The sequence below is a fragment of the Homoserinimonas sedimenticola genome, from assembly GCF_026094475.1.
Lineage (GTDB): Bacteria > Actinomycetota > Actinomycetes > Actinomycetales > Microbacteriaceae > Homoserinimonas > Homoserinimonas sedimenticola.
In genome coordinates this window covers 1,654,774-1,681,709 of sequence record NZ_JAPELL010000001.1, presented here as the reverse complement: position 1 = coordinate 1,681,709, position 26,936 = coordinate 1,654,774, and the positions used below count along the sequence as shown (strand labels likewise).

At 68.8% G+C, this 26,936-nt stretch carries 25 protein-coding genes and 1 pseudogene; 13 read left to right on the top strand and 13 right to left on the bottom strand.

Annotation, left to right across the window (positions count from 1 at the left end; genetic code table 11):
• Nucleotides 1-68: 68 nt before the first annotated feature.
• From OH146_RS07860 to OH146_RS07845, 4 genes are all read right to left on the bottom strand, one after another.
• Entirely contained in the window at nt 69-1,259 is a 1,191-nt protein-coding gene (locus OH146_RS07860; RefSeq protein ID WP_265159182.1) for an MFS transporter, read from the bottom strand.
• Nucleotides 1,260-1,281: 22 nt separating this feature from the next.
• A complete protein-coding gene (locus OH146_RS07855; RefSeq protein WP_265159180.1) occupies nt 1,282-1,800 on the bottom strand; it encodes a hypothetical protein in 519 nt (172 codons plus the stop codon).
• A gap of 76 nt (nt 1,801-1,876) precedes the next feature.
• Nucleotides 1,877-2,545 (bottom strand): ABC transporter ATP-binding protein, encoded by a 669-nt coding sequence (locus OH146_RS07850; RefSeq protein WP_265159178.1) that lies wholly within the window; start codon nt 2,543-2,545, stop codon nt 1,877-1,879.
• Between the two features lie 23 nt (nt 2,546-2,568).
• Nucleotides 2,569-4,029, bottom strand: coding sequence for an ABC transporter permease (locus OH146_RS07845; protein WP_265159176.1), 1,461 nt, complete (start codon nt 4,027-4,029; stop codon nt 2,569-2,571).
• 157 nt (nt 4,030-4,186) lie between these two features.
• Between OH146_RS07845 and OH146_RS07840 the strand changes: the two genes are divergently transcribed.
• Nucleotides 4,187-4,576, top strand: a complete 390-nt coding sequence (locus OH146_RS07840) for a DUF1622 domain-containing protein (protein ID WP_265159174.1) — start codon at nt 4,187-4,189, stop codon at nt 4,574-4,576.
• A gap of 226 nt (nt 4,577-4,802) precedes the next feature.
• Here OH146_RS07840 and OH146_RS07835 read toward each other — a convergent pair whose 3' ends face one another.
• On the bottom strand, nt 4,803-5,876 hold the full coding sequence (locus OH146_RS07835) for an SDR family NAD(P)-dependent oxidoreductase (protein ID WP_265159172.1): 1,074 nt from the start codon (nt 5,874-5,876) through the stop codon (nt 4,803-4,805).
• A gap of 60 nt (nt 5,877-5,936) precedes the next feature.
• Between OH146_RS07835 and OH146_RS07830 the strand changes: the two genes are divergently transcribed.
• Entirely contained in the window at nt 5,937-6,491 is a 555-nt protein-coding gene (locus tag OH146_RS07830) for a TetR/AcrR family transcriptional regulator (protein ID WP_265159170.1), read from the top strand.
• A 320-nt stretch (nt 6,492-6,811) separates the two neighbouring features.
• On the top strand, nt 6,812-8,014 hold the full coding sequence (locus OH146_RS07825) for an alpha/beta hydrolase (protein WP_265159168.1): 1,203 nt from the start codon (nt 6,812-6,814) through the stop codon (nt 8,012-8,014).
• Here the strand turns inward: OH146_RS07825 and OH146_RS07820 are convergent.
• The 6 genes and pseudogenes from OH146_RS07820 to hpaD form a co-directional block, all read right to left on the bottom strand.
• Entirely contained in the window at nt 8,011-8,835 is an 825-nt protein-coding gene (locus tag OH146_RS07820; protein WP_265159166.1) for a siderophore-interacting protein, read from the bottom strand. The genes OH146_RS07825 and OH146_RS07820 overlap by 4 nt on opposite strands.
• A gap of 8 nt (nt 8,836-8,843) precedes the next feature.
• A complete protein-coding gene (locus OH146_RS07815; RefSeq protein WP_265159164.1) occupies nt 8,844-10,334 on the bottom strand; it encodes an NAD-dependent succinate-semialdehyde dehydrogenase in 1,491 nt (496 codons plus the stop codon).
• Complete coding sequence (locus OH146_RS07810) at nt 10,321-11,124, bottom strand: HpcH/HpaI aldolase family protein (protein WP_265159162.1); 804 nt, start codon at nt 11,122-11,124, stop codon at nt 10,321-10,323. The genes OH146_RS07815 and OH146_RS07810 overlap by 14 nt, the downstream gene beginning before the upstream one ends.
• Complete coding sequence (gene hpaH, locus OH146_RS07805; RefSeq protein ID WP_265159160.1) at nt 11,109-11,900, bottom strand: 2-oxo-hept-4-ene-1,7-dioate hydratase; 792 nt, start codon at nt 11,898-11,900, stop codon at nt 11,109-11,111. Before hpaH ends, OH146_RS07810 begins: the two co-directional genes overlap by 16 nt.
• A pseudogene (locus OH146_RS07800) lies at nt 11,897-12,589 on the bottom strand (RraA family protein); the annotation flags it as partial. The gene hpaH and the pseudogene OH146_RS07800, both read right to left, overlap by 4 nt.
• Before the next feature lie 27 nt (nt 12,590-12,616).
• A complete protein-coding gene (gene hpaD, locus OH146_RS07795; RefSeq protein ID WP_265159158.1) occupies nt 12,617-13,612 on the bottom strand; it encodes a 3,4-dihydroxyphenylacetate 2,3-dioxygenase in 996 nt (331 codons plus the stop codon).
• A 126-nt stretch (nt 13,613-13,738) separates the two neighbouring features.
• Between hpaD and OH146_RS07790 the strand changes: the two genes are divergently transcribed.
• Nucleotides 13,739-14,647, top strand: coding sequence for a LysR family transcriptional regulator (locus OH146_RS07790; RefSeq protein WP_265159156.1), 909 nt, complete (start codon nt 13,739-13,741; stop codon nt 14,645-14,647).
• A 226-nt stretch (nt 14,648-14,873) separates the two neighbouring features.
• On the opposite strand, the gene OH146_RS07785 is transcribed toward OH146_RS07790, so the two are convergent.
• Both OH146_RS07785 and OH146_RS07780 read right to left on the bottom strand, forming a co-directional pair.
• Nucleotides 14,874-16,151, bottom strand: coding sequence for a DUF3500 domain-containing protein (locus OH146_RS07785; protein WP_265159154.1), 1,278 nt, complete (start codon nt 16,149-16,151; stop codon nt 14,874-14,876).
• An 11-nt stretch (nt 16,152-16,162) separates the two neighbouring features.
• Nucleotides 16,163-17,212, bottom strand: coding sequence for an amidohydrolase family protein (locus OH146_RS07780; protein ID WP_265159152.1), 1,050 nt, complete (start codon nt 17,210-17,212; stop codon nt 16,163-16,165).
• Nucleotides 17,213-17,416: 204 nt separating this feature from the next.
• On the opposite strand from OH146_RS07780, the gene OH146_RS07775 reads away from it, so the two are divergent.
• The 9 genes from OH146_RS07775 to OH146_RS07735 all read left to right on the top strand — a co-directional run bounded on the left by OH146_RS07775 (nt 17,417) and on the right by OH146_RS07735 (nt 26,936).
• Entirely contained in the window at nt 17,417-18,931 is a 1,515-nt protein-coding gene (locus tag OH146_RS07775) for an ABC transporter substrate-binding protein (RefSeq protein ID WP_265159150.1), read from the top strand.
• Between the two features lie 90 nt (nt 18,932-19,021).
• Entirely contained in the window at nt 19,022-19,966 is a 945-nt protein-coding gene (locus tag OH146_RS07770) for an ABC transporter permease (protein WP_265159148.1), read from the top strand.
• Nucleotides 19,963-21,840, top strand: a complete 1,878-nt coding sequence (locus OH146_RS07765; RefSeq protein ID WP_265159146.1) for a dipeptide/oligopeptide/nickel ABC transporter permease/ATP-binding protein — start codon at nt 19,963-19,965, stop codon at nt 21,838-21,840. Before OH146_RS07770 ends, OH146_RS07765 begins: the two co-directional genes overlap by 4 nt.
• Complete coding sequence (locus tag OH146_RS07760; protein WP_265159144.1) at nt 21,837-22,700, top strand: ATP-binding cassette domain-containing protein; 864 nt, start codon at nt 21,837-21,839, stop codon at nt 22,698-22,700. The genes OH146_RS07765 and OH146_RS07760 overlap by 4 nt, the downstream gene beginning before the upstream one ends.
• A gap of 126 nt (nt 22,701-22,826) precedes the next feature.
• Nucleotides 22,827-23,708 (top strand): LysR family transcriptional regulator, encoded by an 882-nt coding sequence (locus tag OH146_RS07755; RefSeq protein ID WP_265160702.1) that lies wholly within the window; start codon nt 22,827-22,829, stop codon nt 23,706-23,708.
• Nucleotides 23,709-23,745: 37 nt separating this feature from the next.
• Complete coding sequence (locus OH146_RS07750) at nt 23,746-24,489, top strand: dienelactone hydrolase family protein (protein WP_265159142.1); 744 nt, start codon at nt 23,746-23,748, stop codon at nt 24,487-24,489.
• On the top strand, nt 24,482-25,750 hold the full coding sequence (locus OH146_RS07745) for an FAD-dependent monooxygenase (protein WP_265159141.1): 1,269 nt from the start codon (nt 24,482-24,484) through the stop codon (nt 25,748-25,750). The genes OH146_RS07750 and OH146_RS07745 overlap by 8 nt, the downstream gene beginning before the upstream one ends.
• The gene (locus OH146_RS07740) at nt 25,750-26,532 is read left to right on the top strand and encodes an SDR family oxidoreductase (RefSeq protein ID WP_265159139.1); all 783 of its coding nucleotides are present in this window, start codon (nt 25,750-25,752) and stop codon (nt 26,530-26,532) included. Before OH146_RS07745 ends, OH146_RS07740 begins: the two co-directional genes overlap by 1 nt.
• Complete coding sequence (locus OH146_RS07735; RefSeq protein ID WP_265159137.1) at nt 26,529-26,936, top strand: nuclear transport factor 2 family protein; 408 nt, start codon at nt 26,529-26,531, stop codon at nt 26,934-26,936. The genes OH146_RS07740 and OH146_RS07735 overlap by 4 nt, the downstream gene beginning before the upstream one ends.

Sequence of the window (26,936 nt, the reverse complement as noted above, 5' to 3'; positions counted from 1 at the left end):
CGGCGTGGTGGATGCCGCGACTCCCCGTTGCGTGAGCCCCGCGGGCGTCTCGCCATTCGCCGCGTGGTCTACGACATCCGCGTCGCCGCACCCGCCCGCGCCCGCCCGTGCGTGAGCGCGTACACCCCGATCGTCACGACCACGAGCCCCGCGAGCACGAGGTACATACCGTCGTAGCCCGTGAAGTGCAGCAGCGCGCCCAGCACGATGGGGCCGACGCCGATCGCCGAGTCGGCCGAGATGAAGAAGGTGGATGTCGCGACCGCGACCCGCGCGGGCGAGGTCGACGAGACGGCTGCCGCCTGGCCGCCGGGCATGATCGTGCCGAAGCCGACCGCGACGAGCGCGCCGCCCGCGATCGCGAGCGGCAGCGAGGGCGGCAGGGAGAGCACGACGAGCCCGACCGCGAAGATCCCGAGGGTCGGGTAGAACACGGCGTTGTCGCCGAAGCGATCCTGCACGCGTCCCGCCACAAGGCGCACCACGAAGACCGCGATCGAGTAGGTGGTGAAGAAGGCGGCGGCCTCGCTCGTGCTGCCCGTGGCATCCGCATAGTTGAGGTAGAAGGCCAGGGCGCCGGAGTAGGCGAAGCAGGCGAGAAAGACGATCGTCGCGATCGGCATCGCGCGCGCCTCCAGCAGGTCGGAGGGGCGGATGCGCCACTTGGTGGCGACCTCCTCCTCGCTGAGCTCCCGCTCCGGCGGCCGCAGGGCGAGGGCGGCCGCGAGCCCGAGGATCGACGCGATCGTGCTCGCCCAGAAGAGACCCTCGAAGCCGACCCCTTCGATGAGCAGGGTGCCGATGAGCGGCCCGACGCCCACCGCGAGGGTCGCCGAGATCGAGAAGTATCCGGTGCCCTCGCCCCGTTTGGCGGTGGGCACGAGGCTGATGGCGGATGACGCGACCGCCGTGCTCGCCGCCCCGAACGCCATGCCGTGCACGAGGCGCAGCACGATGAGGCCCGCGAGGCTCGTCGTGACGAGGTAGAGCAGGGAGAGCACGACGAAGGCGGAGAGGCAGATCACGATCATGCGCTTGCGGCCCACAAAGTCGAGGTACTTGGAGGCGAGCAGGCGCGCCACGACGGCCCCCAGCACGTAGGCTCCCGCCGCGAGCCCCGCAAGGCTGTCGCCGGCCCCGAAGCGTTCGACGGCGTAGAGCGCCATGGTCGTCATGAGCAGGTAGAAGACGCTCGCGAGGGCGAAGTTGATGACGAGGGCGAGCGTGAAGTCACGCGACCAGATGCGATTATTTTGCATTGCTAACTACTTTAGGCCCGCGTCAGGCGCCCGCGGGCGGGTCGAGCAACAACTCGAGCCGTTCGCGCAGGTAGGGCACGAACTCGATTGCGGTCGCGGCATCCGCCGTCGGGGTCCAGCGCACGAGGGCCCGACCATCAGCCAGGAACAGGGGGCCGGATGCCTCAGCCAGCGCCTCCTCGGAGAGCTCGATCACCCTCGCGTCGAAGTTGACGGTCTCGCCCTCGCGGAACCGCCCGCGGTGTGCCGCCAGCCGCTGCGCCCGGCGTTCCTCGCCCGACACGGACTGGTAGTTGGAGCGACCCGGCTCGATCGCACGGGTCGAGTGGCCGGCGGCATAGAGCGTGCCCTCCCGGTCGATCAGGAAGACGCCGAGCCGCCAGGCCCGCCCGAGAGGCGTCATCCGCGGGCCGAGCGCGATGCCGAAGCGGCGACGCTCGGGCGTGAACTCGGCGAGGGCCTCGTCGGGCACTGTGGATGCTGCGAGGCGAGCCGTGGCATCCGTCACCGCTGCTCGCACCTCGCCGACGATGTCTGCCATGCCTCCCATTCTCGCCCCGCACAGAAGGGGGCGCCCGCCGCGGGGGAACGGCGGGCGCCCCGAGTGGGGAGGGGAGTCACCCCTCCCTGACGGTGCCTCCCTTGATGTAGAGGCGACGCTCGGCGCGCTTTGCGACAGCCGAGTCGTGGGTCACCAGCACCACCGTCAGTCCCTTTTCTTTCCACAGCCCTTCGAGCAGGTCGAGGATGTCGTCGCGGGTGCCCTCGTCGAGCGCGCCGGTCGGTTCGTCGGCGAGCAGCACCTCCGGATCCTTGACGAGGGCGCGTGCGATCGCGACGCGCTGCTGCTGCCCGCCCGAGAGCTCAGCGGGCAGGTGGTCTCCTCGGTCGCCGAGCCCTACCGACGCGAGGACTTCGGATGCCCGCCGCTTCCTCTCGGCCGCGGCGACACCGAGCGGGGCGAGCGCCGTCTCCACGTTCTCCTGCGCCGTGAGCGTCGGGATGAGGTTGAAGCCCTGGAAGACGAAACCGATCTCGGTGGCCCGCACGCGGGCGAGCGCTCGGTCGCCGAGGGAGGCGAGCTGCTTGTCGCCGAGGGTGACGGTGCCACCGCTTGGCCGGTCGAGGGCGCCGAGCATCTGCAGCAGGGTCGACTTGCCGCCGCCCGTGGGGCCCTGGATGGCGACCAGTTGCCCCTTTGGGATGCTGAGGGTCACGCCTCGCAGGGCGTCGACCGTGCGCTTGCCCTGCCGGTAGGACTTGCTGATGTTGGTGAGTTCGTACACGTTCTCTTCTCCTTGAGTGCGGGTCAGGCGATGCTGCGCAGGGCTTCTGCGGGGCGCAGGCGGGCGGCGCGCCATCCACCGATCGCTCCGGCGAGCAGTCCGCCGAGCACGGCCAGCGCGACCGCGATTCCGATGACGAGGGGGGTGATGGGGGCGTTCAGCACGATCTCGGTGGCGGATGCTGCCGCCTCCTGCATTCCGAAGCCGGGCCCTCCGCCCGTTCCGCCCGGGCCAGCCGCGGTCGTGGTCGCCGCTTCACCCGTCAGCGTGGGGCCGACCAGATTCACGATCAGAACACCCACAAGGCCGAGCGCGATGCCCGCCGCGCCGCCGATGAGTCCCTGCACGAGCGACTCGCCCGAAACCTGGGCGACGATGCGACGGTTGCTCCAGCCGATCGCCTTGAGCGTGCCGAACTCGCGGGTGCGGCGCGTGACGCCCGACACGGTGAAGAGCGTCGCGATGAGGAAGGCAGCGGCGAGCACGGCGACCGAGAGCCAGGTGCCGAGGTTGGCGACGAGACTCGAGGCGGTCGACAGCGAGCCGGAGACGCTCGCGGCGAGGTCCTCCTGCGTGCTGACGGTCGTGTCGGGCAGGGCTGCCTCGATGTCGGCCTGCACCTGCTCGATGTCGGAGGATGAGGCCGCCTGCACGGCCACGCTCGAGATCATCCCTTCCTCGCCCGAGAGCGTCTGGGCCACGTCGAGCGGGATGTAGACGTTCGACGCCGTCGTGGCGTCGGCCGAGGTGGATGCCACGACCCCGACGACCTCGAAGTCGCTCCCACCGATCGCGATCGTGTCACCGACGGCGAGCGCGGCGCTCGCCGCATAGGTGCTGTCGAGCACCGCGACATACTGGCCCGCGTCTTCCGCGTCGAGTCCCCGCCCGTCTTCCAGCGTCACCGCGGAGAGGGGGCCGACGGCCGAACTGGCGGGGTCGAGCCCGAGCACGGTGAACGAGTCCACACCGAAGGCGCTGCCGCCCGCGCCATCCGCCCCACCCTGCGGGGGCGTGCCGCCGCCTGCGGGGCCGCCGCCCTGCGCCTGGGACATGTCGGGGATCTCGCCCGAGAACGTCGTGTTGGTCAGCGAGAGGGTGCCCGCCGCGGCGGCGACGTTGTCGACGCCCGCGATCGTCTCGAGCGCTGCCGCGTCGAAGGTGGAGGTGCCGAAGCCCGCCGTCAGGCGCGACTGGCTGAGCGAGGTGGATCCGTCGGCGGTGGCGCCGTCCTCCGCGCCGAACTCGAAGCGGGGGCCGCCCGCCGCGCCGCCCTCTTCCGGAGTGGCGGGCGTCGCCGCGACCGTGATGTCAGTGCCGACACCGTAGACGGATTCGAGCACAGAGCCCTGCGCATCCTTCACTCCCGCGGCGATCGCGTTGACGATGATGACGAGGGCGATGGCGAGCGCCATGCCGGCGGCGACGATGGCGGTCTGCCGCCGTCGGCCGGCGAGCTCGCGCCGCAGATACGTGAAGAACATGGGTCTCCCGAGGTCGGTGAATGGGTACCTCGGCACGCTATGGAGACCGTTTATGAGCCCCCTCGCCCGCTCCTATGCGTTCCCTATGAAGGATGCTCCCCTGTCGCGGCCTCGCCCTGCGGCATAGCGTGGGGCCGGTACTGAGGAAGGAGGCCGCGTGGACTTTCACACGGTCATCGAAGTCGCGGTGCGCATCGTCGAGAGCGCGGGGGTCGCCGTCATCGTGGTGGGCGCCGTGCTCGCGTCCGTGCTCGCGCTGAGGCATCTGCTGCGCAGGGAGGAGCGCGTCTATGAACGCTTTCGGCGCTTCCTGGGGCGCTCGATCCTGCTCGGGCTCGAGCTTCTCGTCGCGGCGGACATCGTGCGCACTGTCACCGTCTCGTTCACGATCGAGAGCGTCGGATCCCTCGCCGTCATCGTCGTCATCCGAACGTTCCTGAGCTGGTCGCTCGAGCTCGAGATCAGCGGCCGCTGGCCGTGGCAGAAGCACGGCCCGGAGCAGGAACTCCACGCGCGAGCGGACACTGAGCCCGACGGGGTCGGCTGAGCTCAGCCGCCCTCGACAGCGTTGCGTTCCCCGGAGTCGTCGACCGAACTGACGTCATCCGCCTCCACCGTGTTGTCGAAGCCCTCGATCTAGACACCTTCAGGCAGAGGGCCCGAGCGCGGCCTGTGAACGCCGAGTTGCCCACTTATGCGGCGTTCAGGCGCGGCTGAAGCGCATAAGTGGGCAACTCGATGGCGGAGGAGGGCAAGGCGCTGCCCGCGCGAGATTACGCCGCCGACCAGCCACCGTCGCTCGCGAGCACCTGGCCGTTGATGTTGACGCCATCGTCGCTCAGGAGGAACGTTATGGATGCCGCGAGCGCATCCCCCTCGACGGCGTCGGGCATGATCGCCATCCCGGCACGCACCCGTTCCGCGCCGAGAGTCGAGTCGAAGCGCGCCTCGATGTTGGTGATGACGGGACCGGGGGCGACGGCGTTGATGCGAAGGCCGCCCGGGCCATACATGAACGCGCTCGACTTGGTGAGCCCCACGACGGCGTGCTTCGAGGCGGTGTAGGCAGCTCCGGCAGCCGAACCGCGGAGGGCGGCCTCGGACGCGACGTTCACGATCGAGCCCTGGGCGCGCGCCAGCATGCCGGGCACGACGGCGCGCATGAGCTTCATGGTGCCGTCGACGTTGATCGCGAAGACGCGCTTCCAGGTCGCGTCATCGACCTCGTGCACGGGCGTCATGTTGTCCATGATCCCGGCGACGTTGGCGAGGGCGTCGATCTGCCCGCCCGCCGCCTCGATGATTCGCGTGATGCCGGCGTCGTCCGTGATGTCGGCTGTCACAGTCGCGATGTCGGCATTGGGCAGCTCTGCGGCAAACTCCGCGAGCCGCTCCTCCGAGATGTCGACGGCGATGACACGACCGCGCTCGCGGGCCACTCGGGATGCTGTGGCGCGTCCGATGCCGGAGCCCGCGCCCGTCACGACGACGGTCTTGCCGCTGAAGCGTCCCTCGCTCACCCGCTCGACCCACTCGGGCGCCTCGGGGGGTGTCGTCGACTCGGCGTCATCGGCCGTGACACCCTGCTCGGTCGAGGGGGCGGATGCCGCGGCATCCGTCGCCACGTCACCCTCGGCAGCGCGGCGCACGAGCTCGGCGAGCAGCTCCTCGCTGAAGCGCCCCTTGCTGAGCTTCACGAGCCGCTTGAGCGCAAGGCGGCGGACGGGTTTGAGCACGCTCGCGTCCTGCCCTGCCTGGCTGAGGAGCTCGCGGAAGATGGCGCCGCCAATCGGGTCGTCGAGCCAGGTGCCGACCGAGGAGTCGCCGGTGAGGTGGGTCTGTGCCATGGGAGGCCTTTCGCTCGCGGGTATCCGGACATCATTGTCCGGTAGCGCTACGCTAGCACCGTGACGACGGCGCCGAAAGGGAATCGCGGCCCCAGCGCGGGCCCGGAGAACCGCCGCGCCCTCATCGCCGCAGCCCGCGAGGTCTTCGCGCAGGACGGCCTGCGCGCCCCGCTCAGCGCCATCGCCCGCCGCGCCGGGGTGGGCCAGGGCAGCCTCTACCGACACTTTCCCGATCGGCTGGCGCTCGCCGTCGCCGTATTCGACGACAACGTGAGCGAGCTCGAGCGGGCGATGCCGCATCCGGATGCCACGCTCGACGACCTCCTCGACCGCATGATCGCGCAGGCGCTCACCTCCACCGCCCTCATCGAGCTCATCGCCGCGCACCAGGACGACGAGCGCACGCAGCGCCTCGGCGACCGCGTACGTGGACTCGTCGCGAGGGTCGTGGAACGGGAGCAGACGGCGGGGCGAATCGGTGGGCACATCGCAGTCGATGATGTGCTGCTCGCGATCTCGATGCTCGCGGGCGAGCTGTCGCGCACGCTGCCGGATGCCCGTGCCGAGGTCGCGCGCCGTGCCTGGTCGCTCTTCTACGCGGCGTTCGCCCCGTAGCATCCGCTGCTCGCCCGGCCGCTGCGCGCCCGGCCGCCGCGCGCCCGGCCGCCGCGTGCCCGGCCGCTGCGTGCCCGGCCGCCGCTTCCCAACAGCGCGGTGTTTTCTGCTCACCGCGCGATTCTGAGGCGCCGCACTGAGCAGAAAACACCGCGCTGTTGTGACGGGGGGCGGTGACGGGGGGCGGTAACGGGGGCGGTGCGGTGACGGGGGGCGGTGACGGGGACGGGGCGGGGGAGCGCATACGCTGCGGCGCCCCCCTTGCGTCGGGCGCCGGCCGGACGCATCGTCGAAGGCACGACCCCGAGCGAGAGGCAGCGATGAGCGAGCAGCAACCGCCCGAGGAGTGGCAGTCCGACGGCGGCGGGCAGGCTCCCAATGCGGATGCCGCCTTCGAGCGGGACGATTCGGATGCCGCGGTCGAGCGCTCTGCGGCCCTGCTGGCCGCGTCCGTGCTCGCGCCGGAACGGCCACGGGCGGCGGAGGTCACCGAGGACGCCAAGCTCATGGGCATTCCCGCCCCGGCGGCTCCGCTCGAGACGGAGTCGCCCGACGAGCGCGCTATCGCGTTCACCCAGCAGCTCGGTCTCGGGTGGCCGACCCGGGACACCCGAGCTTCACGTGAGGTGGAGGCCGCGCTGTGGCAGCGGTTTCGCGAAAGTCATGATCCGGATGCCCTGCTCGCCCTGCTCACGGTGTCACTGTCGAGTGAGAGTGAGCTGCAGCGGGTGGCGGCGGCCGCCGCATTGGCGGGACTCCCGGGAGAGGCGGGCGAGGCCGCGGCGCGCATCCTCGACGACGGATGTCGCGCGTCCGACTCCCTCACCGCCCGGGTCGCCCGTGCCGCCGCGGGCCGCGCTGACGACGAGGTGCGGGTGAGCGCCCCCGCCGCTGTGAGCGTGGCCGGCGGCGACACGAGCATCGCGGTGCACGGCACGTGGGCGCGCCTCACGGAGGAACGCTGGCATGAGCCCGGATCCCCGCTCTACGCGCACCTGACGGCCGAGGCTGCGCCCGAGCTCTATCAGGGCGACAACTACTTCCGTTGGGCGAGCGGCTACGACGCGCGCTCACGCGCCGAGGGCACGGATGATCTCGTGCAGTGGCTCGAAACCCACGACGTGGGCCTGCTCGACACCGTCTTCGCCCACAGCCACGGGGGCAGTGTGGCGCTGTCGACGGCGGCGCGGGGGCAACGCATCCGCGTGCTCGTGCTCATGCACACCCCCGCCCTGCCGCGCCCTGAGGAGGAGTGGGCGCGCATCCGTCGCCGGATCGGCCGCACTCTTGTCATGCGCACCCGTCTCGACCTCGTCGTGCTGGCGGATGCGCTGCGCAACGGCAGCGGGCAGCGCTTCGACCAGGACGAGCTGCCGCACCGGGAGATCACCCTGCACTGGCGGCGCCGCGAGGGCTGGTTCGACCACGACTTCTTCCTCGAGCCGGAGACGTGGATGCGCTTCGACCTCGCCAACGAGGTTCGCTATGAGCGCTCCCTCGCGGCGGTGCCGCAGCCGGGTTAGCTGCCGGGTCGCCCCCTGCGGGACGGCGTCTCCTCGCCCTCCTCGCTGGCGAGCTTGGCCTTCCATTCGCGGAAGCCGTCCTCGCTCGTGCCGCGGCGCCAGTAGCCCGAGATGCTGAGCTGCTCGCGTCCGAGCCCACGCTCCGTGCGCAGGTACGGCCGCAACCCCTTCATGGTCTCCTCAGCCTCGCCGTGCACGAAGGCGTGCACGCGTCCGTCGAGCCACTCGAGCCCGCGCACAACCGACTCGAGAGAGCCGCCCTTCGCGCGGTGCACGAAGGTGACGGAGCCGCCGGCGGGCAGCGTGAGCTTGGGCTCGTGGTCCGCAGAGTCGACGAGGATGACGACCTGCGCCGTGGCATCCGGATGCATCGCCTGCAGTGCGGCGGAGATGGCAGGCACCGCCGATTCATCGCCCACGAGCAAGTGCCAGTCGGCGGTGGGGTCGGGAGTGTACGCGCCACCCGGCCCGTTGGCGATGAGCGTGTCGCCCGCCTGGGCACGCGCGGCCCACGGCCCCGCAACGCCCTCGTCGCCGTGCACGACGAAGTCGATATCCATCGTGCCGGCCTCGACATCCGGATTGAGCGCCGTGTAGGTGCGCACGACGGGCAGGTCTTCGGGGGGCATGGTGCCGCGGAGACTGCGCACGTCGAGCTGCTCGGGCAGTTCGACGCCCGGCTTGGGGAAGACGAGCTTGACGTAGCGGTCCGCGAAACGGCTGTCGGCGAAGCCGGAGAGGTCGTCGGTGCTCAGGTGCACGCGCACCATGGTCGGGGTGAGCATTGTGGTTCCGGTGACGGTGAAGCGTGTGGTCGGCATGTCGTCTTTCAGCGGGGGATGAGCGTGTACTTGGTCGAAAGGTACTCGTGGATGCCCTCGCTGCCGCCCTCGCGGCCGAGACCCGACTGCTTGACGCCGCCGAAGGGCGCCGCCGCATCCGAGATGGAGCCCGCATTGAGGCCCATCATCCCGGTCTCCAGCTTCGCGATCATCCGCTGGCCGCGGGAGAGGCTCTCGGTGAACACATAGCTCGCGAGTCCGTACTCGGTGTCGTTGGCGAGTCGCACCGCCTCCTCCTCGGTCTCGAACTCGACGATCGACACGACGGGGCCGAAGATCTCCTCCCGCAGGATCTCGCTTTCCGCGGGCACGCGCGAGACGACGGTGGGGCGGTAGAAGCTGCCCGCGCCGTCGATGCGCTCTCCGCCTGTCACGAGGTCGGCGCCGCGAGCGACGGCGTCGCGCACCAGCTCATGGACCTTGTCGACCGCCTGCTCGTTGATGAGCGGGCCGATGTCCACCCCGTCGTCGGTGCCGCGGCCGATGCGCAGCGCCTCGACGCGGGCCGCCAGACGCGCTGCGAACTCTCCGGCGACCGAGGAGTGCACGATGAAGCGGTTGGCTGCCGTGCAGGCCTGGCCCCCGTTGCGGAACTTCGCCGCGAGCGCCCCCGCGACCGCCTTGTCGAGGTCGGCGTCGTCGAAGACGATGAAGGGGGCGTTGCCGCCCAACTCCATGGAGGTGCGCAGCACGTTCTGCGCCGCCTGCGTCATGAGTGTGCGCCCCACGGGAGTGGACCCCGTGAAGCTGAGCTTGCGCAGGCGCGGGTCGGCGATGATCGGCTCGCTCACGGCGCGCGACTGCGACGTCGTGATGACATTGAGCACGCCCGCCGGCAGGCCCGCTTCCTCGAAAAGCGCCGCCACATAGAGGGATGTCAGTGGCGTGAGCTCGGCCGGCTTGAGCACCGCCGTGCATCCCGCCGCCAGAGCGGGCGCGATCTTGCGCGTCGTCATGGCGAGGGGGAAGTTCCACGGCGTGATGAGGTAGCAGGGGCCGACGGGCCGGTGCGAGACGACCATGTGCCCCGAACCCTGCGGATTGGACCCGTAGCGACCCGAGATGCGGACCGCCTCCTCGCTGAACCAGCGCAGGAACTCGCCCCCGTACGCGACCTCGGCCGCGGCATCCGCAAGCGGCTTGCCCATCTCGAGCGTCATCAGCAGGGCGACCTCGTGCCGTCGCTCCTGCAGCAGGTCGAAGACGTCGCGCAGCACCTGGCCGCGCACTCGCGGCGCAGTCTCGGCCCACTCCTCGGCCGCCGAAACAGCGGCGTCGAGCGCCTGCATGCCGTCCTCGGGGGTCGCGTCGGCGATGCTCCGCAGCACCGTCCCCGTTGCGGGGTCGGAGACGTCGAGTGTGGCGCCCGACGACGAGGGCCTCCACTGGCCGCCGATGAAGAGCCCGTCGGGCACCCCTGCGAGCAGCTCGGCCTCGGTTGCGGCCCTGCCGCCCGGTTCGATCTCAGTAGGAGGCACGGTCAGACTCGTCCCTGCTCGCACTGAAGCGGGCCGCGAGAGCCTCCGAGCCCCGCGCGAGCAGGGCGACGTCGGCGCCGACGAGGATGAAATCGGCCCCCGCCTCGAGGTATGACTGTGCGACCACGGGGTCGAAGGCGTTGACGCCGACGGGCTTGCCCGCGGCATGCACGGCCTCGAACGCCCGAAGCACGGCGGCCGTGACATCCGGATGCGTCTGCTGGCCGAGCAGGCCCATGGATGCCGCGAGGTCGCTCGGCCCCACGAAGACGCCGTCGATGCCGTCAGTCGCGGCGATCTCGGCGGCCGCCTCCACGCCCTCGATCGTCTCGACCTGCACAAAGAGCGAGACGTGCTGATCAGCCGCGGTGAGGTAGTCATCGACACGGTTCCAGCGCGCGGAGCGGGCGAGTGCCGACCCCACACCGCGGATGCCGCGGGGCGGATAGTGCACGGCCCGCACGACCTCGGCCGCCTGCTCGGAGGACGAGACCATGGGCACGAGGATGTTCTGGGCGCCGAGATCGAGCACCTGCTTGATCCCGACGGGATCGGCGGAGGGCACGCGCACGACGGGCGTGACCGGATATGCCGCCACGGCCTGCAACTGCGCCACCGTCGCGCCCAGATCGTTGGGGCCGTGCTCCATGTCGATCAGCACCCAGTCAGTGCCGGAGCCCGCGATGATCTCGGCGACGAGGGGGCTCCCCGTGCAGATCCAGATGCCGGCGAGCGGACGCGTGCTCGTGGTGAGCGCCTCCCGCAGGGTCGGATTCAGATGAAGCGACACGTGATGGTCCCCAGTTCCCGGTAGTCGGCGAGCACGGTGTCGCCTGGCTCGACCCACATGGGTCGGGTGAAGGATCCGGCGAGGATGATCTCCCCCGTCTCCAGGCGGTCCCCGTGCTGGGCGAGCTTGTTGGCGAGCCACGCGACGCCCGTCGCGGGGTGATTGAGCACCGCCGCGGCGACGCCCGACTCCTCGATCGTCTCGTTGCGGTAGAGCAGGGCGGAGACCCAGCGCAGGTCGATCGCGTCGACCGCGACGGGGTTTCCGCCGTAGACAAGACCGCCGAAGGCCGCGTTGTCGCTGATGGTGTCGACGATGGTACGGCCGGGAAGCTCGATGCGCGACGAGAGGATCTCGAGGGCCGGCACGACATACGCCGTCGCATCGAGCACGTCGAAGACCGTGACATCCGGCCCCTCGAGGGGCTTCGCGAGCGTGAAGGCGAGCTCCACCTCGATGCGCACGTTAGAGAAGCGGTCGTGCTCGATCACCGCACCGTTCTCGAAGACGGCGTCGGCGAAGATCGCGCCGTAGTCGGGCTCCGTGATGCCCGTCGCGACCTGCATGACCTTGGAGGTGAGGCCGATCTTGCGGCCGACGAGGCGGCGGCCCTGTTCCACACCGCGGCGCCGCCACTCGTTCTGCACCGCGTAGGAGTCCTCGACCGTCATACCGGGGTGGCGGGCGGTCAGCAGGGGCACGGTCGTGCGATCCCGCTCGGCCGCCGCAAGCTCGTCGGCGATCTCCGTGATCGTCTGGTCGTCGAGGGCCCTCACTTCTGCCGCTCCGCCTCGAAGCGCTCGCGCCACTGCGCGTTCATGGGAAAGAGACCTTCGATGGGTTCGCCCTCCGCGATGCGCGCCGCGATCCAGGCGTCCTGCTCCTCCTGAGCGAGAGCGCCGTCGACAACCTCCTCGGCGATCCCGGGCGGGATCACGATGACACCGTCGACGTCGCCGACCAGAATGTCGCCGGGCTGGATGCTCGCGCCACCGCAGGCGACCGTGACATCCGCCTCCCACGGGATGTGGCGTCGGCCCAGCACGGCCGGGTGGGCGCCTTTCGAGTAGACGGGAATGCCGACCGCCGCGACGGCGTCGTAGTCGCGCACCCCGCCGTCGGTGACGATGCCGGCGGCTCCCCGCGCGTGCGCGCGGATTGCGAGGATGTCGCCGAGGGTCGCCGAGCCGGTCTCGCCGCGCGCCTCGATCACGATGACCTCGCCCTCGCCGACGCTGTCGAAGGCCCGCTTCTGGGCGTTGTATCCGCCGCCGTGCTTCTCGAAGAGGTCCTCCCGGTAGGGGATGAACCGCAAGGTCTTGGCGGTGCCGATGAGCTTCTCGCCCGGGTGCATGGGGCACACGCCGTCAATCGAGACCTCGTTGAGCCCGTGCTTGCGAAGCTGGGCGGAGAGCGCCGCGGTGGGTGCCTGCTCAAGCTTCGCCCGGAGTTCCGGCGTCAGGATGGATCCGTTGCTGTTCATTCTCACTTCCTAATGCACGCCGAGGAACTGCTCGAGCGTTTCGGGGTTGGCCTTGAGGAGCGGTTCGTTCACAGTCTCGCCCGGGAACTCGCTCGCCTCGAAGAACCAGCGGTTGGATGCCGGCATCCCCCACAGCTGCGCACGTTTGGGGTTGCTCACATCCCAGCGGATCGGCACCTCCTCCAGGTCGATGAACTGGTAGTGCGTGGTGAAGAGCTCGATGCGGTGCTGGTCGGGGTCGCGCAGGTAGAGGAAGAGGGCGTTGCTGATGCCGTGACGGCCCGGGCCACGATCGATCTCCTGGCCGAAGCCCGTGGCGCCCGCCACGTCGGCGGCGTGAAGGAGAGCCGTGGCATCCGGAACCGTGTAGGCGAAGTGGTGCAGGCGCGGCCCGCGGCCGTTGGTGAAGACGAGGTCGTGAGTGTTGCCCTTGACCTCCATCCAGGTGCCCCAGAGCTCGTCGGTGCCGTCCTTCGCGGTGTACTCGGAGATGCGCATGCCGAGCGCGGTCCAGAAGTCCGTCGCGGCCTGCACGTCGTAGGTGACGCACTGGTAGTGGTCGAGCCGCTGGGGCGCGCCCGCGACGAACTCGTCGAAGTTCTGCATCTTGCGCTCGACGAGGCTCATTGACGACGTGAGCTCCATGTGCGTGCCGACCGCGTCGGTGAACTGGAGCGTAGGACCCTGCTCGTGCTTCTCGACCCGCTCGTGCTCGATGCCGGCGGCCTTGAAGTGCCTCTCGGCGGCGACGATGTCGTCGTCGGTGCGCACGCGGAGTCCCACGCGGTGGGCCTTCGCCTCGTCGGAACGCTCCAGCACAAGACTGTGGTGCGCCGACTCCTCGAGCCCGCGCAGGTAGATGGCGTTGTCGGTCTCCTCCGTGACGACGAGGCCGATCGTGTCGCGGTAGAAGTCGCGGCTTGCCTCCAGGTCGGTCACGCCGAGGCTGACGTGGCTGGCGCGGGTGAGGGTGAAGGGCGGGGTGAAGTTGGTCTTCGGCAGCATCGGTGCTCCAGGTCGTTCGGTGGTCGGCCCCAGCCTGTCATTCGCTCGTTCCTTCCGGGTACTACCGGTTTGCTGTAGCAGCCATAGGCCCAAGCTATGGCAGCCCGCGGGCTATGCTTCTGAAGCATGGAGCTTCGCCATCTCCGCTACTTCACCACCGTCGTCGAGGCAGGCTCCTTCACGGCCGCCGCCGCACGCCTGCACATCTCCCAACCGCCCCTCAGCGTCGCGATCGCCAACCTGGAGTCCGAGCTGGGCGTCACCCTCCTCACCCGAACGTCGCGGGGGGTCGAGCCGACGAGTGCAGGACGCTACCTGCTGGATGCTTCGAGTCGCGTCCTGGGTGAGATCGACGACATCGTCTCAGCCCTTGGCCGCTTCGGCGCCGGCACGAGCGGCTCCCTCACGATGGCGGTCGTCCCGACCCTCGCGTGGCATCGCCTGCCGACGCTCATCCGCGCCTCGGCTCGCGATGCGCCCGACGTGGAGATCCGCTTCGTGGACCCCCCGCCGTGGACGGCGATCGACATGCTGCAGCACCGCTCCGTCGACCTCGCGGCGATCATGGTCGCGGATGCCACGCGCTTCGCCGATCGCCACCGCGGCTCGCTCGACATCATCGACTGGGGGCCGATCCCCCTCGTGGCGGCCCTTCCCCCCGACGTGAAAGATGCGGCAGATCCGCTTCCCCTCACCGCCTTCGAGGGCGAGGTCGTGCTGCTCCCGCGCCGCACGGCGGCGGTGCCGAGCCTCCCGGAGGCCGTCGAGGCTACGTTCGAGAAACATGGGGTGACTCCCGCATCCATCCGCACGGTCGAGACTATCCAGACGTGCATCCCGCTCATCGAGGCGGGCGTCGCGCGGGCGATTCTCCCGGACCCTGACAGTGCCAGCCTCTCCCGCTTCGACTTGACGGTGCGCCGGCTCGAGCCGGAACCCGAGCCGCTGCGTGCGCTCGTGCTCGCGCGGCCCGACTCCTCGCGCAACCCGACGATCGCGCGCCTCCTGGAGCGCTTGCGCTACCCGCGTCCCTGATCGGGCGGCGGCTCGCCCGCCCCGCACGCCCTGATCGGGCGGCAGCTCGCCCGCCCCGCACGCCCTGATCGGGCGGCAGCTCGCCCGCCCCGCGTGTTCCCTTGCGGAGGAGATTTCGCGCGACACGCCGAGCCGCAGCATCCGCCGCCGGCGCGTCGCGCAGAATCTCCTCCAGAACGCGGGCGTCGGAGGTGCGGCGGGCGGCGCGCGCTACTCAACCCGCGGGCTAGAGCTGCGCCAGGTACGCCTTGCCGTAGTCGTTGCCGTTGGGCAGGCGCAGGGTCGTGTGCACGTGGAAGCGCGCCGGGAGGCGGTTGTTGAGCCACACGCCCGCGTGGTGGTCGAGCTCCGTGATGATGACGGGGCTGTGCACGCGGAAGTAGAAGGGCTGCGTGCCATCCGTGCCGCCGTACCAGGAGAAGTAGGTCTCCTCGAGGTGCGCGTCCACGTCGCGGAGGGTTGCCTCGCGCTGCGGCTCGACGAGCAGGAGCAGCGTGTCTTCCACGATCGCGCGCAGCAGCTCGCGCTGACGCTCCGTGAGGGCATCCGCCCGGATCCCCTCGTAGGGGATGACACGGTTGTCGCGGAAGGCTCCCGCCACGTGCCGCTCGTCCGCGGGGTGCAGTCGGCCTTCCGGCATCGCGGGGTCGAGCACGGAGTCGTACACGACGGCGACCTCGCGCTGCTCGTCACTGAACGACTGGGCCAGCTCGAGCGCGATGTTCTCGCGCTTCTCGAAGAGCGGCGGGCGCTCGCCGTCGGAGAGCGCGGGCTCGGCGCCGAGGAAGACGGGCGCGATGACGTGGCGGCCGGCGACCGTCACGAAGTTGAGCGCGACGTGGTGCCCGAAGAGCTGCCAGCCCCACGGGTCGTCCGTTGACGGCGTGCCGAAGATCGAGAACCAGTAGCTGCGGTCGTTCATGATGCGCGGCAGGTCGACGAGTTCGCCGAGGAAGCCGTTGAGCGCCATCGCCTCGTGCACACGCTCGTAGCCCTCGGGGCTGAGCGAGGCGCGCACGATCGCGAGCGCGGCGTCGACGATCTCATCCGGCAGCGTCTCAAGGCGCAGTCCCACCCTGTAGACGACGAATTCGGGGTTGCTCCACGCGCGCCACTCGGGGGCGTCGAGCGGGTACGAGACCTGCTCCCGCTGTTCGTCGCTCAGGAGCGACAGCATCCGCTCGGCGGCCGCGACCAGGTCGGGGTCAGGGGCGGTCGGATGCAACGGGTGAACGCCCTCACGCACCGAGCCGTCACTCGTGACCCCGACGAAGGGCTCCCGGTACAGGCCGTCCCAGTAGTCGAGCAGCTCGCGCAAGAAGGGGGCCTTCTGGCGGTCCTCCGCGAACTCCTCGAAGTCCATGCCACGGCTTTCCGCGAGCTTGGGGTCGTCCAGGTCGATGAGGTGGGCGCGGTAATTGTGGGTCGGAAGCTCGATGGCCCCCTCCCGCCCGGTCACCCGGGCGGAAGAGAAGTAGCCATCGATGTCGGCGTCGTTGCTCATGTGCGGCGGTGCTAGATGGGGAGGTTGAACATGCGCTTGGCGTTGCCGTAGAGCACTGCCTCGCGGTCGGCGTCGCTGATCTCGAGCTCGTTCTTGATGAACTCCACGCCCTGGCTCATCCAGCTGTAGAAGACGGGGAACGAGGAGCCGAACATGTAGTGGTCCGCGCCGTTGATCTTGAGCGCCGCCTCGACCTGCACCTTGCCCCACGAGTGCGGGTGGGTCATGTCGTAGTAGATGTTCTCCTCGAGGTACTGCTTGATCTTCTCGCCACCGGTCGGGTCGAGCCGCTGCATCGCCTCTGTCTTGGTGGTCGCGTGCGGGGTGAGGAGCGCGGTGTTGGCGAACCAGTTGCCGCCCATCATGGTGTGGATGAAGCGCAGGCCGGGCATCCGGTCGAACATGCCACTGAAGAGCTCGCGACCGACGGCGACGCCCTGGTCCATGATGCGGCCGTACTCGCGACGCAGGTTCGTGTAGTCGATGACCGACTTGTATTCGACGGGCAGCGGCGTGTGGTGCACGATGACGGGGACGTCGAGCTTCTCGATCACCTTGAGGTAGGGCTCGAAGACCTCGTCGTCGAGGTAGAGCTGGCCGTAGTGGCAGGCGAGCTGCACGCCCACGGCGCCGAGCTCCTTGACCGCGCGCTCGAGCTCGTAGATGTTCTCCTTGCCGCCCCACGGGGGAACGCACGCGGTGGCGAAGAGGCGGCCGTTCGACTTCTTCACGATCTCGGCGGCGTTGTCATTGACGGCCTTGCACGTCTCGAGGCCGAGCCACTCCTGCCAGACGGGCACACGCATGATGCCGTAGTCGACACCCGCCTCGTCCATGGCGGCGAGCTTGGACTCCGCGGAGTAGTCGCCCTCGATGTAGTTGAGGTTCTGGTAGCCCTTGGGCTTTTCGAGGATGAGCTGCTTCTTGCCGCTCTCCATGGTGATGACGCTGGCGATCTCGCCGAAGCCGCGCGGTGCGCTGTTGAGGAAGCCGTTCAGGATCTTCTCGTTCGTGAAGAGGTCCTCGGGCAGGTGATGGATGTTGATATCAACGACGGTCATTGTCGGATTCCTGTTCTCTCGCTGAGGACGGCGACGTCCGCGAACAACCCTAGGGTGAGGGCCTACGGAGGCATGCACACTCCCGTGCACAGTTATGTTGCAGCGATCGACATGCGCCCGAGGCATCCGTCTGGCTAGCGTGAGGGCGTACCAAGACCCGACGATGACGTTCGGCGAGTCCCGCCATGACGCAAGGAGGCGTACATGCAGAAAAAAGCAGCACTAGTCAGATCCACCGTCCCGCTGGCCCTCGCGGGCCTTCTCCTCGCGGGCTGCTCCGCGGGCGAGCAGTCCCCCGAGCCGGCTGACTCCGACGCGACTCTCCGCGTCAACTTCGGTCAGTTCCCCGAGAACTGGTCTCCGGGCCAGGAGATGGAGGGCGGCCCGCTCCGCATTCCGTACGAGACCCTGCTGGCACCCGCCGTCGACGGCGAGCCGCAGCCCTTCCTCGCAACGGAGTACGAGCTGACTGACGAGGCCATCACCCTTACCCTGCGCGACGACGTGACCTTCCACGACGGCGAGCCCTTCAATGCGGAGGCGGTCGCGACCAACGTGGAGTTCGTTAAGAACAGCGCCACCGCCTACGCGGGCCCGCTCCAGGCCATCGAGTCCGTCGACGTGGTTGACGAATTCACGGTGCGTCTGAACCTCGTGGCGCCGACGCCGTCGATCGCGAACACGCTCACGACGCGCGTTCTGCCGATCGGCAGCCCCGCCGCGATCGAGGACGGCTCCATCGCGCAGACGCCCGTCGGCACCTCGCCTTGGGCCTACGACGAGGAGCAGTCGGTGCTCGGCACCCGCATGATCTTCTCCGAGTTCGAGGACTACTGGGGCGAGACGCCCGGCTTTGCGAACATCGAGCTCGTCGCGATCGAGGAGGCGGAGTCGGTGGCGGCGGCCCTCACGAGCGGGGAGATCGACGTCAGCGATGTCGAGCCCGATGTGTTGCCGCGCTTCGAGGGCACCAGCATCGAGACGCTTCAGTACCCCGCCATCCGCAACAACCTCTTCTTCTTCGACCGCGGCCCCGGTGGCGTCTTCGAAGACGTGGAGCTGCGTCAGGCCGTCTGCACCGCGATCAACGTGCAGCAGCTCGCCGAGATCGAGTCGGACATCCTGGCGGCGAAGCAGCACTTCGCCGAGGGTGAGGTCGGCTACAACCCCGACATCACCGGTTACCCGCACGACCTCGACGAGGCACAGGACCTCTACGCCGAGGCGGGCAGCCCGAGCGTGCAGCTCGACATGGTGGCGGCGCCCTACAACGCTCAGCAGATCGAGATCTTCATGACTCAGGCGAGCGAACTGGGTGACTTCAACGTGAGCGTGCAGACCCTCCCCCCGCCCCAGTACAACAGCGAGTGGAACTCCGGCCGCTACGCGCTCGGCCTGTCGAGCAACGACGAGTCGACTCCCTTCGAGTGGTACAGCGCCTGGTTTGCAGCGGATGCCCCTGGCAACCCCGCCGGCGTCGAGAGCGACGAGCTCCGTGCCGCTGCTGACGCCGCGATCGCGGCCGGCTCCAGCGAAGAGGCGGACGCACTCTGGGCCGAGGTGACGAAGATCATCGCGGACGAGGCGCTGACCTGCGCTCACGCTCGCGGCCTGGAGACGCTCGCCTGGAACACCGAAACCGTGTCCGGAGTCGACGCCCCCGATGAGCTCTGGGAGCCCAAGCTCGTCAACTTCCGCGAGCTCACGCCCGCTCAGTAATCCGCAATACACGCACCACCGGTAACGAAACCCAGCAATGACAATCACCACTACACCCCAGGGCGGGTCGGGAGAGGCGGCCGATAGCCGATGCTGAAGCTCATTCTCTCCCGCCTCGCCCTGGCGGTCCCCCAGCTGCTCCTCCTCTCGTTCTTCGTGTTCCTTCTCACCTACCTGGTGCCGGGCAGTCCTGCCGCGGCGGTGCTGGGCGCTGCGGCGACACCGGAGAGCATCGCCCGAGTCGAGGCGCAGCTGGGGCTCGATCGCCCCTTCTTCGACCGACTGGTGGACTATTACGTGGGAGCGTTCCAGGGCGACTTCGGAACCTCCTACGTCTCCGCCCGCCCTGTCACGGAGCTCTTCGCGGAGCGTCTTCCCGCCACGATTTCCCTCATGGCCGGTGGCATGGTGGTCACGGTCATCATCGGTCTCGGTCTCGGCCTGATCGGCGGCACCAAGGCGGGCTCTCTCCGCGACCGCATCGCCACGGGGATGTCCTCGTTCACTATGGCCGTGCCGGAGTTCTGGATCGGCATCGTGCTCGTGCTCGTCTTCGCGGTGCAGCTGCGGTTGGTGCCCGTCGTCTCATACGTGCCCATCCAGGTCGATCCGGCCCGCTGGCTACAGGGGATCATCCTGCCCTCCATAGCCCTCGGCATCGCGGGCGCCGCTCTCATCGCACGGCAGACCCGCACCGCCATGGCGGAGGCGATGGCCGCCCGCTACGTCGATTCGCTGATGGCGGCTGGCGTCTCGCGCCGCAAGGTCATCTTCACCTATGCCTTCAAGAACGCGCTCGTGCCCGTGCTGTCGGCGACCGGCATCGTCGTGAGCATCATGCTCGGCGCGAGTTTCGCAATCGAGAAGGTGTTCGCCTTCCCCGGAATCGGGAGCCTCATGCTTCGCAGCGTGACGGGCAAGGACTTCGCCGTCGTGCAGGGCGGCGTGCTGCTCATCGCGACCATGATCATCCTCGTCAACCTGATCCTCGACATCTCCTACGGACTCATCAACCCGAAATCGCGGCCCCAATGAGCGAGACATTCACCAGCAACTTCCACTCCGTCGAGGCGGCACCTCCCCAGCGCAGCACGAATCTGGGCCGCATTCTCGCCCGCGTGCGTCGGCAGCCGGCCACCCTGATCTCCTTCGGGTTCATCGTGCTGCTCGCCGTCGTCGCGGTCACCGCGCCCTGGCTCGCGCCGCTCGACCCGACGGCCTCCGACTTCGACAGCGTCCTACAGCCGCCGTCGGCTGAGCATCTGCTCGGCACCGACGATCTGGGGCGCGACCAGTTCAGCCGCCTCCTCTTCGGCACCCAGATCGTGCTGCTCGTCGCCCTCGGCGCCGTCGTGGTCGCCGCCGTGCTGGGCGTGCCGCTCGGTCTCGTCTTCGGCTTCTACGGCGGCTGGTGGGACCGCATCGGTATGCGCTTCATCGATATGGCGCAGGCGCTGCCCGGCATGCTGATCGGCCTCACCGTCATCACGATCTTCGGACGCAACATCTTCATTCTGATGATCGCGATCGGCTTGATCTTCGCTTCAGCCTTCGCCCGCGTCACGAGGGCGACAGTGCTCGGCGAGCGTGGCAAGCTCTACGTCGAGGCGGCCGAGGTCGCCGGTCTGCGCAAGCCGCAGATCATCTTCGGCCAGGTGTTCCCCAACCTCATCGGCCCCATGATCACGCAGGCCGCCGTGTTCCTCGGCTCGGCCATCATGATCGAGTCGGCGATGAGCTTCCTCGGCATCGGCCTTGACAGCGACACGCCCTCCTGGGGCGCCATGCTCAGCCTCGCCGTGGAGAAGCAGAACGTCGCTCCCTACCTGACGTGGCCTCCTGGCATCGCGATCATCCTCACGGTGCTCGCGTTCAACGTCTTCGGCGACGGTCTCAACGACGCCCTGACGGGCGAGAAGCGGCGCAATGCGCCTCGCATCCGCGGGGGTGCCCCACGGGCGGCCCTCTCGACTGCGGCATCGCGGGCGACCCAGACGGCGGATGCTGCGACCGGCGCGACCTCGCAGGCCCTTGTGCTCGAGGCGCGCGATGTCACGGTCGCTCTGAACCGTCCCTCCGGGGAGCAGGTGAACCTGGTTTCGGGCGTGAGCGTCTCGGTGGGCAAGGGTGAGGTCGTGGGCCTCCTGGGTGAGTCCGGCTCGGGCAAGTCGACCTTCGCGCGCGCCGTGCTCGGGATGCTTCCGGCCGGCACCTGGTTGGCCGACGGCACCATCACACTGGCGGGGGAGGAGATCTCCCACCGCTCGGCCAAGGAGCTGCGGCACATCCGAGGCGACCGTCTGGGCGCGGTCTTCCAGGATCCGATGTCCGCACTCTCGCCCGTGCACACCATTGGCGCTCAGCTCATCGAGCCCCTGCGTATCCACAAGGGGATGTCGCGCCCGGCGGCCCGTGCGCGGGCTGTCGAGCTACTCGAACGCGTGGGTGTCAAGAACGCCGCGGGTCGGCTCGACGACTACCCCCATCAGTTCTCGGGGGGAATGGCCCAGCGCGTCGCGATCGCGATGGCGCTGGCGGCGGAGCCCGAGTTGCTCATCGCCGACGAGGCGACGAGTGCGCTGGACGTGACGACGCAGAGCCAGGTGCTCGACCTCATCCTGGATCTCAGGGACGAGTTCGGCATGGGCGTGCTCATGATCACCCACAGCCTGGGCGTCGTGGCGGAGACCTGCGATCGCGCGGCCGTCATGTATCGCGGGCGAGTCGTGGAGACGGCCGGCGTCGAAAAGCTCTTCGACAACCCGGAGCATCCCTACACGGCGGCGCTTCTCGCCGCCAACCCGGTCAATGCGGTCGGTCAGGACCGGCTCGCGACGATCGACCCCGAGTTGCGCGCTGTGATCGACGCGTCGATTGACGCCCAGGCAAAGAAGGAGGCAGTGCGATGACGGTGTCGATGAACGACCGCCCCCTTCTCGAGGTGAGGAACCTCGCTGTGGGGTACGAAGCGCGCGGCACCTGGCCGTTCGGCACGCGCACCGTCAAGGCAGTCGAGGGCGTGAGCTTTGACATCCGTCCGGGGGAGACCCTGGGGCTCGTCGGAGAGTCCGGCTCTGGCAAGAGCACGACGGGACGCGCGATCCTTCGGCTCCTCCCGGTGCTTGAGGGCAGCATCCGCTTCGACGGCCAGGATCTGTCTGACTGGGGCAAGCAGACGCCGCTGTCGTACCGCAAGCAGGTGCAGGCGGTGTTCCAGGACCCGAGCGCCTCGCTGAACCCGCGCCAGCTGGTGTCGCATGCGATCGAGATGACTTTGCGGCGCCATGGCGTGACGAAGCGGAGCGAACTGCACGAGCGCTCCCTTGCGGCCTTTGAGATGGTGGGGCTCTCAGGCGACCACCTTGGCCGCTTCCCCAATGAGCTCTCGGGTGGCCAGCAGCAGCGCGTGGCGATCGCTCGCGCACTCGTGCTGGAACCGCGGCTTGTGGTCTGCGACGAGGCGGTCAGCGCGCTCGACCTCTCCACGCAGAGCCAGATCATCAACCTGCTCTCCGACCTCCAGCAGCTCACGGGGGTCAGCTACCTCTTCATCGCCCACGACCTCGGTGTCGTCAGGCACATCGCGCACCGGGTCGGGGTCATGAATCACGGCAGCCTCGTGGAGCTGGCCGAGACGGAGGAACTTTTCGCCTCGCCGAAGAATGCCTACACGCAGCGCCTGCTCGACGCGACGCCCGCCGCGCACCCCGCGGGTCGTGAAGAACGCCGCGCGCATCGACTGGCGAGCAGAACGGCGCCCGCCGCATGAGTGCGGCTCAGGACATGAGGTCGGTCGCGCAAGAGAGTAGGCTCCATGCGGACAGGGCAGTCACGTCGACCGGGGGTCCTGCCAACGAACGCTCGAGAGAGGGTGGGTGTGGACCGTCTTGTCGTGATGAAGACGCTCGCCGCGGTCGCCCGATCCTCGACATTCAGCGGAGCAGCCTCCGAACTCGGAATCTCGCCCTCCCTTGTCTCTCGCCATGTGGCGGATCTGGAGAGCCAGGTGGGTGTGCGTCTCGTCAATCGCACGCCGCGCTCCGTGACACTCACGCCAGCGGGCTTCGAGTACGCGGCGTTCGTCGAGCGGATACTCCAGGAGATCGAGGACACCGACGCTCAGCTCGCCGGGAGGCAACACACGGCGGAGGGGCAACTCTCGGTCATCTGTCCCAAATGGATCGGCTCGCTCGACCTGGGAGCGGCGATAGCGGCCTTCGTGAAGGAGCATCCGCGCATTCGCGTTCGCATGGAGCTGGGCGGTATCTCAGACCGTCTCTACGACTTCCTCGATCGGGGCTTCGACGTGGCATTTCATGCGCGCGACCCGCGGGACTCCCGCGTGAGAGTGCGACGGGTCTCCGAGCTGCCGTTCATGCTTGCGGCATCCCCGGAGTATCTGGCGGAGCGGGGCACGCCTTTGACGCCTGCCGACCTTCAGCAGCACACCCTTATCAGTCATGTGAGCGACCCCGTCTGGCGCTTGGGCATGGGCGAGGAGCAGGTGACGGTGAAGGTGCACGATCCGATCGTGGCCACCAATGCCTATCTCGTGATGGAGCAACTGGTCGAGTCGGGCAGCGGCATCGCGCTCATCCCGCGCCGACCGGCCCTGCCCGCTCTCGCGTCCGGGGCGATCGTCGAGGTGCTGCCGCAGCTGCCGCCCCCACCGCGCTCACTGTATGCGGTGCACGGCCCGGGCGGTCAGACGCCCGAGCGAGTCAAGGTGTTTCTCGACTTCATGACGGATTGGTTCCGGCGGGGCGAGACCGGCTGACGGCTGTCGCGTCCTCGCCGCTGAGGGGAGGACGCGCATGACCACTCGCGACATCGAATACAGTCACGACGGCACCCGGATGATCGGGTACCTCTCCGCACCGGAGGGGGCGCAGGGCCGACCCGGCATCCTGCTCATTCACGACGCCTTCGGCCTCAGCGACGACATGAAGCAGCTGGCTGAGCGCTACGCCGGCCTCGGCTTCGCCGTGTTCGCCGCTGACGTGTGGGGCGAGCGCACGACTCCGACGAGCGAGCCGGAGATCGGCCCGCTCATCGGGGCGATGGTGGGTGACCGCCCGCGCTGGCTCGCCCGCATCCGCGCGGCGCATGAGGCGTTCGAAGCTCAGCCGGAGGTCGATGCCGACTCGATCGTGGCCATCGGCTACTGCTTCGGCGGCTCCAGCGCGCTCGAGCACCTGCGCACGGGCGGCAGACTGCGCGGTGTCGTCGCCGTGCACGCCGGCCTTGACCTGCTCGCCCCCGGCTGGGAGGCGGCCACAGCATCCGCCAGCGTGCTCATCTGCACGGGTGCCGAGGATCCCATGGCGACGGATGCGATGCGTGCCGAGCTCCAGGCGGGCCTGAGCGGTGCCGGCATCGACTGGGAGCTCGATCTCTACAGCGACACCGTGCACGCCTTCACCAACCCGAAGTCGGCCCACTCGCCGAACCCCGCCGTCATCGCCTACAACCCCCGTAGTGCGAAGCGCTCGTGGCAGGCGACAGAACGTTTTCTTGCAGAGCTTTTCCCCAGTACAGAAGGAGCACCACATGCTTGACATCGCCATCATCGGAGCCGGCCCCGGCGGTCTGGGCACGGCGTTGCGCCTGCACCAGAAGGGCTTCCGCCCGACCATCTACGAAACCGTTCAGGAGCTCAAGCCGCTCGGTGTCGGCGTCGACATCAAGGTCTACGGCACGAAGGAGATCGAGGAGCTCGGCCTGCTCGACGAATTCCGTGCCATGTCGGTCGACGCGGTCGACTCGATCTTCTACAACCACTATGGCCAGGAGATCTACGCCGAGAAGTGTGGCGTGCACATGGGCTACCTGCACGAGCAGCGCTTCGTGCACCGCGGCGAACTGCAGATGATGTTCTACCGCGCCGTGATCGAGCGTCTCGGCGAGGACGCCGTCAAGCTCGGTCACCGGGTGACGGGCTACACGCAGGATGCTGACAGCGTCACGCTCGACATCGTCCACGCCGACGGGCGCAGCGAGCGGGTGACGCACGAGGCCGTCATCGCGGTCGACGGCATCAAGTCGCCCATCCGCAAGCAGATGCATCCGGAGCTCGCCGAACCCGAGTACTCGGGCATCACGATGTACCGCGGCACGACCCTGCGCGAGCCGATCCGCAACGGGCACACCATCCTGCACATCGGCGACCCGCGCATCTCGACCATGATCATCTACCCCATCGCCGACAACTTCGAGGGCAGCGGCAAGCAGCTGATCAACTGGGTCGTCGAGGTCGAGGCCGAAGAGACGATCGAGGACTGGAACCAGCTCGGCTCGATCGACGACGTCATCCCGCTCTACGACACGGTCGACATCGACTACTTCGATGTGCAGCAGCTCATGCGAGACGCCCGCGAGGTGTACCTCTTCCCGCTCATCCGCCACTACCCGCTCGACAACTGGGTCGACGGCCGGGTCGTGCTGCTGGGCGATGCTGCCCACGCCATGTACCCGCGCGGCGGCAACGGCGTGTGCCAGGCCATCGTGGACGCGCGTGTCATCGCGGAGAAGCTCGCGGAGGTCGACGACCCGCACGAGGCGTTCAAGGCGTACGACGACGAGCGGCGGGTGCCGGTCAACCGCATCGTCGACAACATGCGTGGCGAGGGCTACGAGGTCATCCGCCGGATGGTCGCCGAGCGCACGGAGGGCAAGCCCTTCGACGACATCGAGAAGGTGCTGCCGCTCGCCGAGGCCGACGAGATCTTCAGCAAGTACCACGCGCTCGTCGGCCAGCCGCGGCCCGGCTTCGAGGCCGGCGAGGCGACGGGCTACCGCACTTGGGGGGAGACGAAGTAATGGATCTCGGACTCATGGGGCGCAGGGCCTTTGTCGCTGCATCCTCGCAGGGCCTCGGTTATGCGTGCGCCCGCTCGCTTGCCCGCGAGGGCGTCGCGGTCACCCTCAACGGGCGTGACGAGGTGAAGCTCGCGGCGGCGGTGGAGCAGCTCCGCGGCGAGGTTCCCGAGTCGCGCGTCGATTGGGTCGCCGCAGACCTCACGACCAGCGAGGGCATCGCCGCGATCGTCGCGGCTGTCCCCGCCGTCGACATCCTCGTGACCAACAATGCGGGTCCTGCGCCGGGATGCCTCGACGACTGGGACCCGGATGCGCTCATCGGCGCTCTACGCGCCAACATGATTCCCGCCGTCGAGCTCATGCGGGCCTACATCCCGGGGATGCGCGAGCGGCGCTTCGGGCGCATCGTCAACATCACGTCGGCGATGGTCAAGAGTCCGGCCTACGACATGGGTCTCTCGACCTCCGCCCGCGCCGCCCTCACGGCGATCAGCAAGTCGATCAGCAACGACGTCGTCGCCGACAATGTGACGGTCAACAACCTGCTGCCCGAGCGTTTCGACACTCCCCGGCAGGACTTCATGGCCGAGCGGATGATGGCGGCTCAGGGGATCGACCGCGACGAGGCCCGCCGCCGCATCGCGTCGACGATCGCGGCAGGCAGGCTCGGCCGCCCGGAGGAGTTCGGCGATGCCTGCGCCTTCCTCTGCAGCGCGCAGTCCGGCTACGTGTCCGGGCAGAACCTGCAGCTCGATGGCGGTTCCTACCGAGGGATCGTATGAGCGCGGTGCAGCACGCCGACGCCGAGATCAGGGAGCAGGTGCTCGCGCTTGAGGAGCGCCGGCGCCGCGCGCTCATCGACGTGGACATGGCCGAGCTCGACGCGATCTTCGACGACAGCCTCGTGCACATCCATGCGCCAGGCCTCACGCAAAACAAGGCCGAGCTGCTCGAGCACATCGAGCGTCGCCGCTCGTTCATCGACATCACGAGGGAAGACCTCCAGGTGCGCGTGATCGGCGATGTGGCAATCCTCACGGGGCGCCTGACGAACCGGATGCGTCAGCCTGAGGGTGCACCCGGTGACGAGCGGACGCTCGACGGGATGGCGACCCAGGTGCTGCACCGCTCTGCCGACGGTTGGCGCTTCGTCAACTTCCAACTCACCCCCTTTCAGAGCCACTAA

What these genes read in the sequence shown, in the direction of transcription:
- OH146_RS07845 (WP_265159176.1), bottom strand. Translation starts at nt 4,029, where the DNA reads ATGTTCTTCACGTATCTGCGGCGCGAGCTCGCCGGCCGACGGCGGCAG.
- OH146_RS07750 (WP_265159142.1), top strand. Translation starts at nt 23,746, where the DNA reads ATGACCACTCGCGACATCGAATACAGTCACGACGGCACCCGGATGATC.
- OH146_RS07860 (WP_265159182.1), bottom strand. Translation starts at nt 1,259, where the DNA reads ATGCAAAATAATCGCATCTGGTCGCGTGACTTCACGCTCGCCCTCGTC.
- OH146_RS07855 (WP_265159180.1), bottom strand. Translation starts at nt 1,800, where the DNA reads ATGGCAGACATCGTCGGCGAGGTGCGAGCAGCGGTGACGGATGCCACG.
- OH146_RS07825 (WP_265159168.1), top strand. Translation starts at nt 6,812, where the DNA reads ATGAGCGAGCAGCAACCGCCCGAGGAGTGGCAGTCCGACGGCGGCGGG.
- OH146_RS07745 (WP_265159141.1), top strand. Translation starts at nt 24,482, where the DNA reads ATGCTTGACATCGCCATCATCGGAGCCGGCCCCGGCGGTCTGGGCACG.
- OH146_RS07765 (WP_265159146.1), top strand. Translation starts at nt 19,963, where the DNA reads ATGAGCGAGACATTCACCAGCAACTTCCACTCCGTCGAGGCGGCACCT.
- OH146_RS07790 (WP_265159156.1), top strand. Translation starts at nt 13,739, where the DNA reads ATGGAGCTTCGCCATCTCCGCTACTTCACCACCGTCGTCGAGGCAGGC.
- OH146_RS07820 (WP_265159166.1), bottom strand. Translation starts at nt 8,835, where the DNA reads ATGCCGACCACACGCTTCACCGTCACCGGAACCACAATGCTCACCCCG.
- OH146_RS07740 (WP_265159139.1), top strand. Translation starts at nt 25,750, where the DNA reads ATGGATCTCGGACTCATGGGGCGCAGGGCCTTTGTCGCTGCATCCTCG.
- OH146_RS07770 (WP_265159148.1), top strand. Translation starts at nt 19,022, where the DNA reads ATGCTGAAGCTCATTCTCTCCCGCCTCGCCCTGGCGGTCCCCCAGCTG.
- OH146_RS07760 (WP_265159144.1), top strand. Translation starts at nt 21,837, where the DNA reads ATGACGGTGTCGATGAACGACCGCCCCCTTCTCGAGGTGAGGAACCTC.
- OH146_RS07735 (WP_265159137.1), top strand. Translation starts at nt 26,529, where the DNA reads ATGAGCGCGGTGCAGCACGCCGACGCCGAGATCAGGGAGCAGGTGCTC.
- OH146_RS07785 (WP_265159154.1), bottom strand. Translation starts at nt 16,151, where the DNA reads ATGAGCAACGACGCCGACATCGATGGCTACTTCTCTTCCGCCCGGGTG.
- OH146_RS07780 (WP_265159152.1), bottom strand. Translation starts at nt 17,212, where the DNA reads ATGACCGTCGTTGATATCAACATCCATCACCTGCCCGAGGACCTCTTC.
- OH146_RS07835 (WP_265159172.1), bottom strand. Translation starts at nt 5,876, where the DNA reads ATGGCACAGACCCACCTCACCGGCGACTCCTCGGTCGGCACCTGGCTC.
- OH146_RS07775 (WP_265159150.1), top strand. Translation starts at nt 17,417, where the DNA reads ATGCAGAAAAAAGCAGCACTAGTCAGATCCACCGTCCCGCTGGCCCTC.
- OH146_RS07755 (WP_265160702.1), top strand. Translation starts at nt 22,827, where the DNA reads ATGAAGACGCTCGCCGCGGTCGCCCGATCCTCGACATTCAGCGGAGCA.
- hpaD (WP_265159158.1), bottom strand. Translation starts at nt 13,612, where the DNA reads ATGCTGCCGAAGACCAACTTCACCCCGCCCTTCACCCTCACCCGCGCC.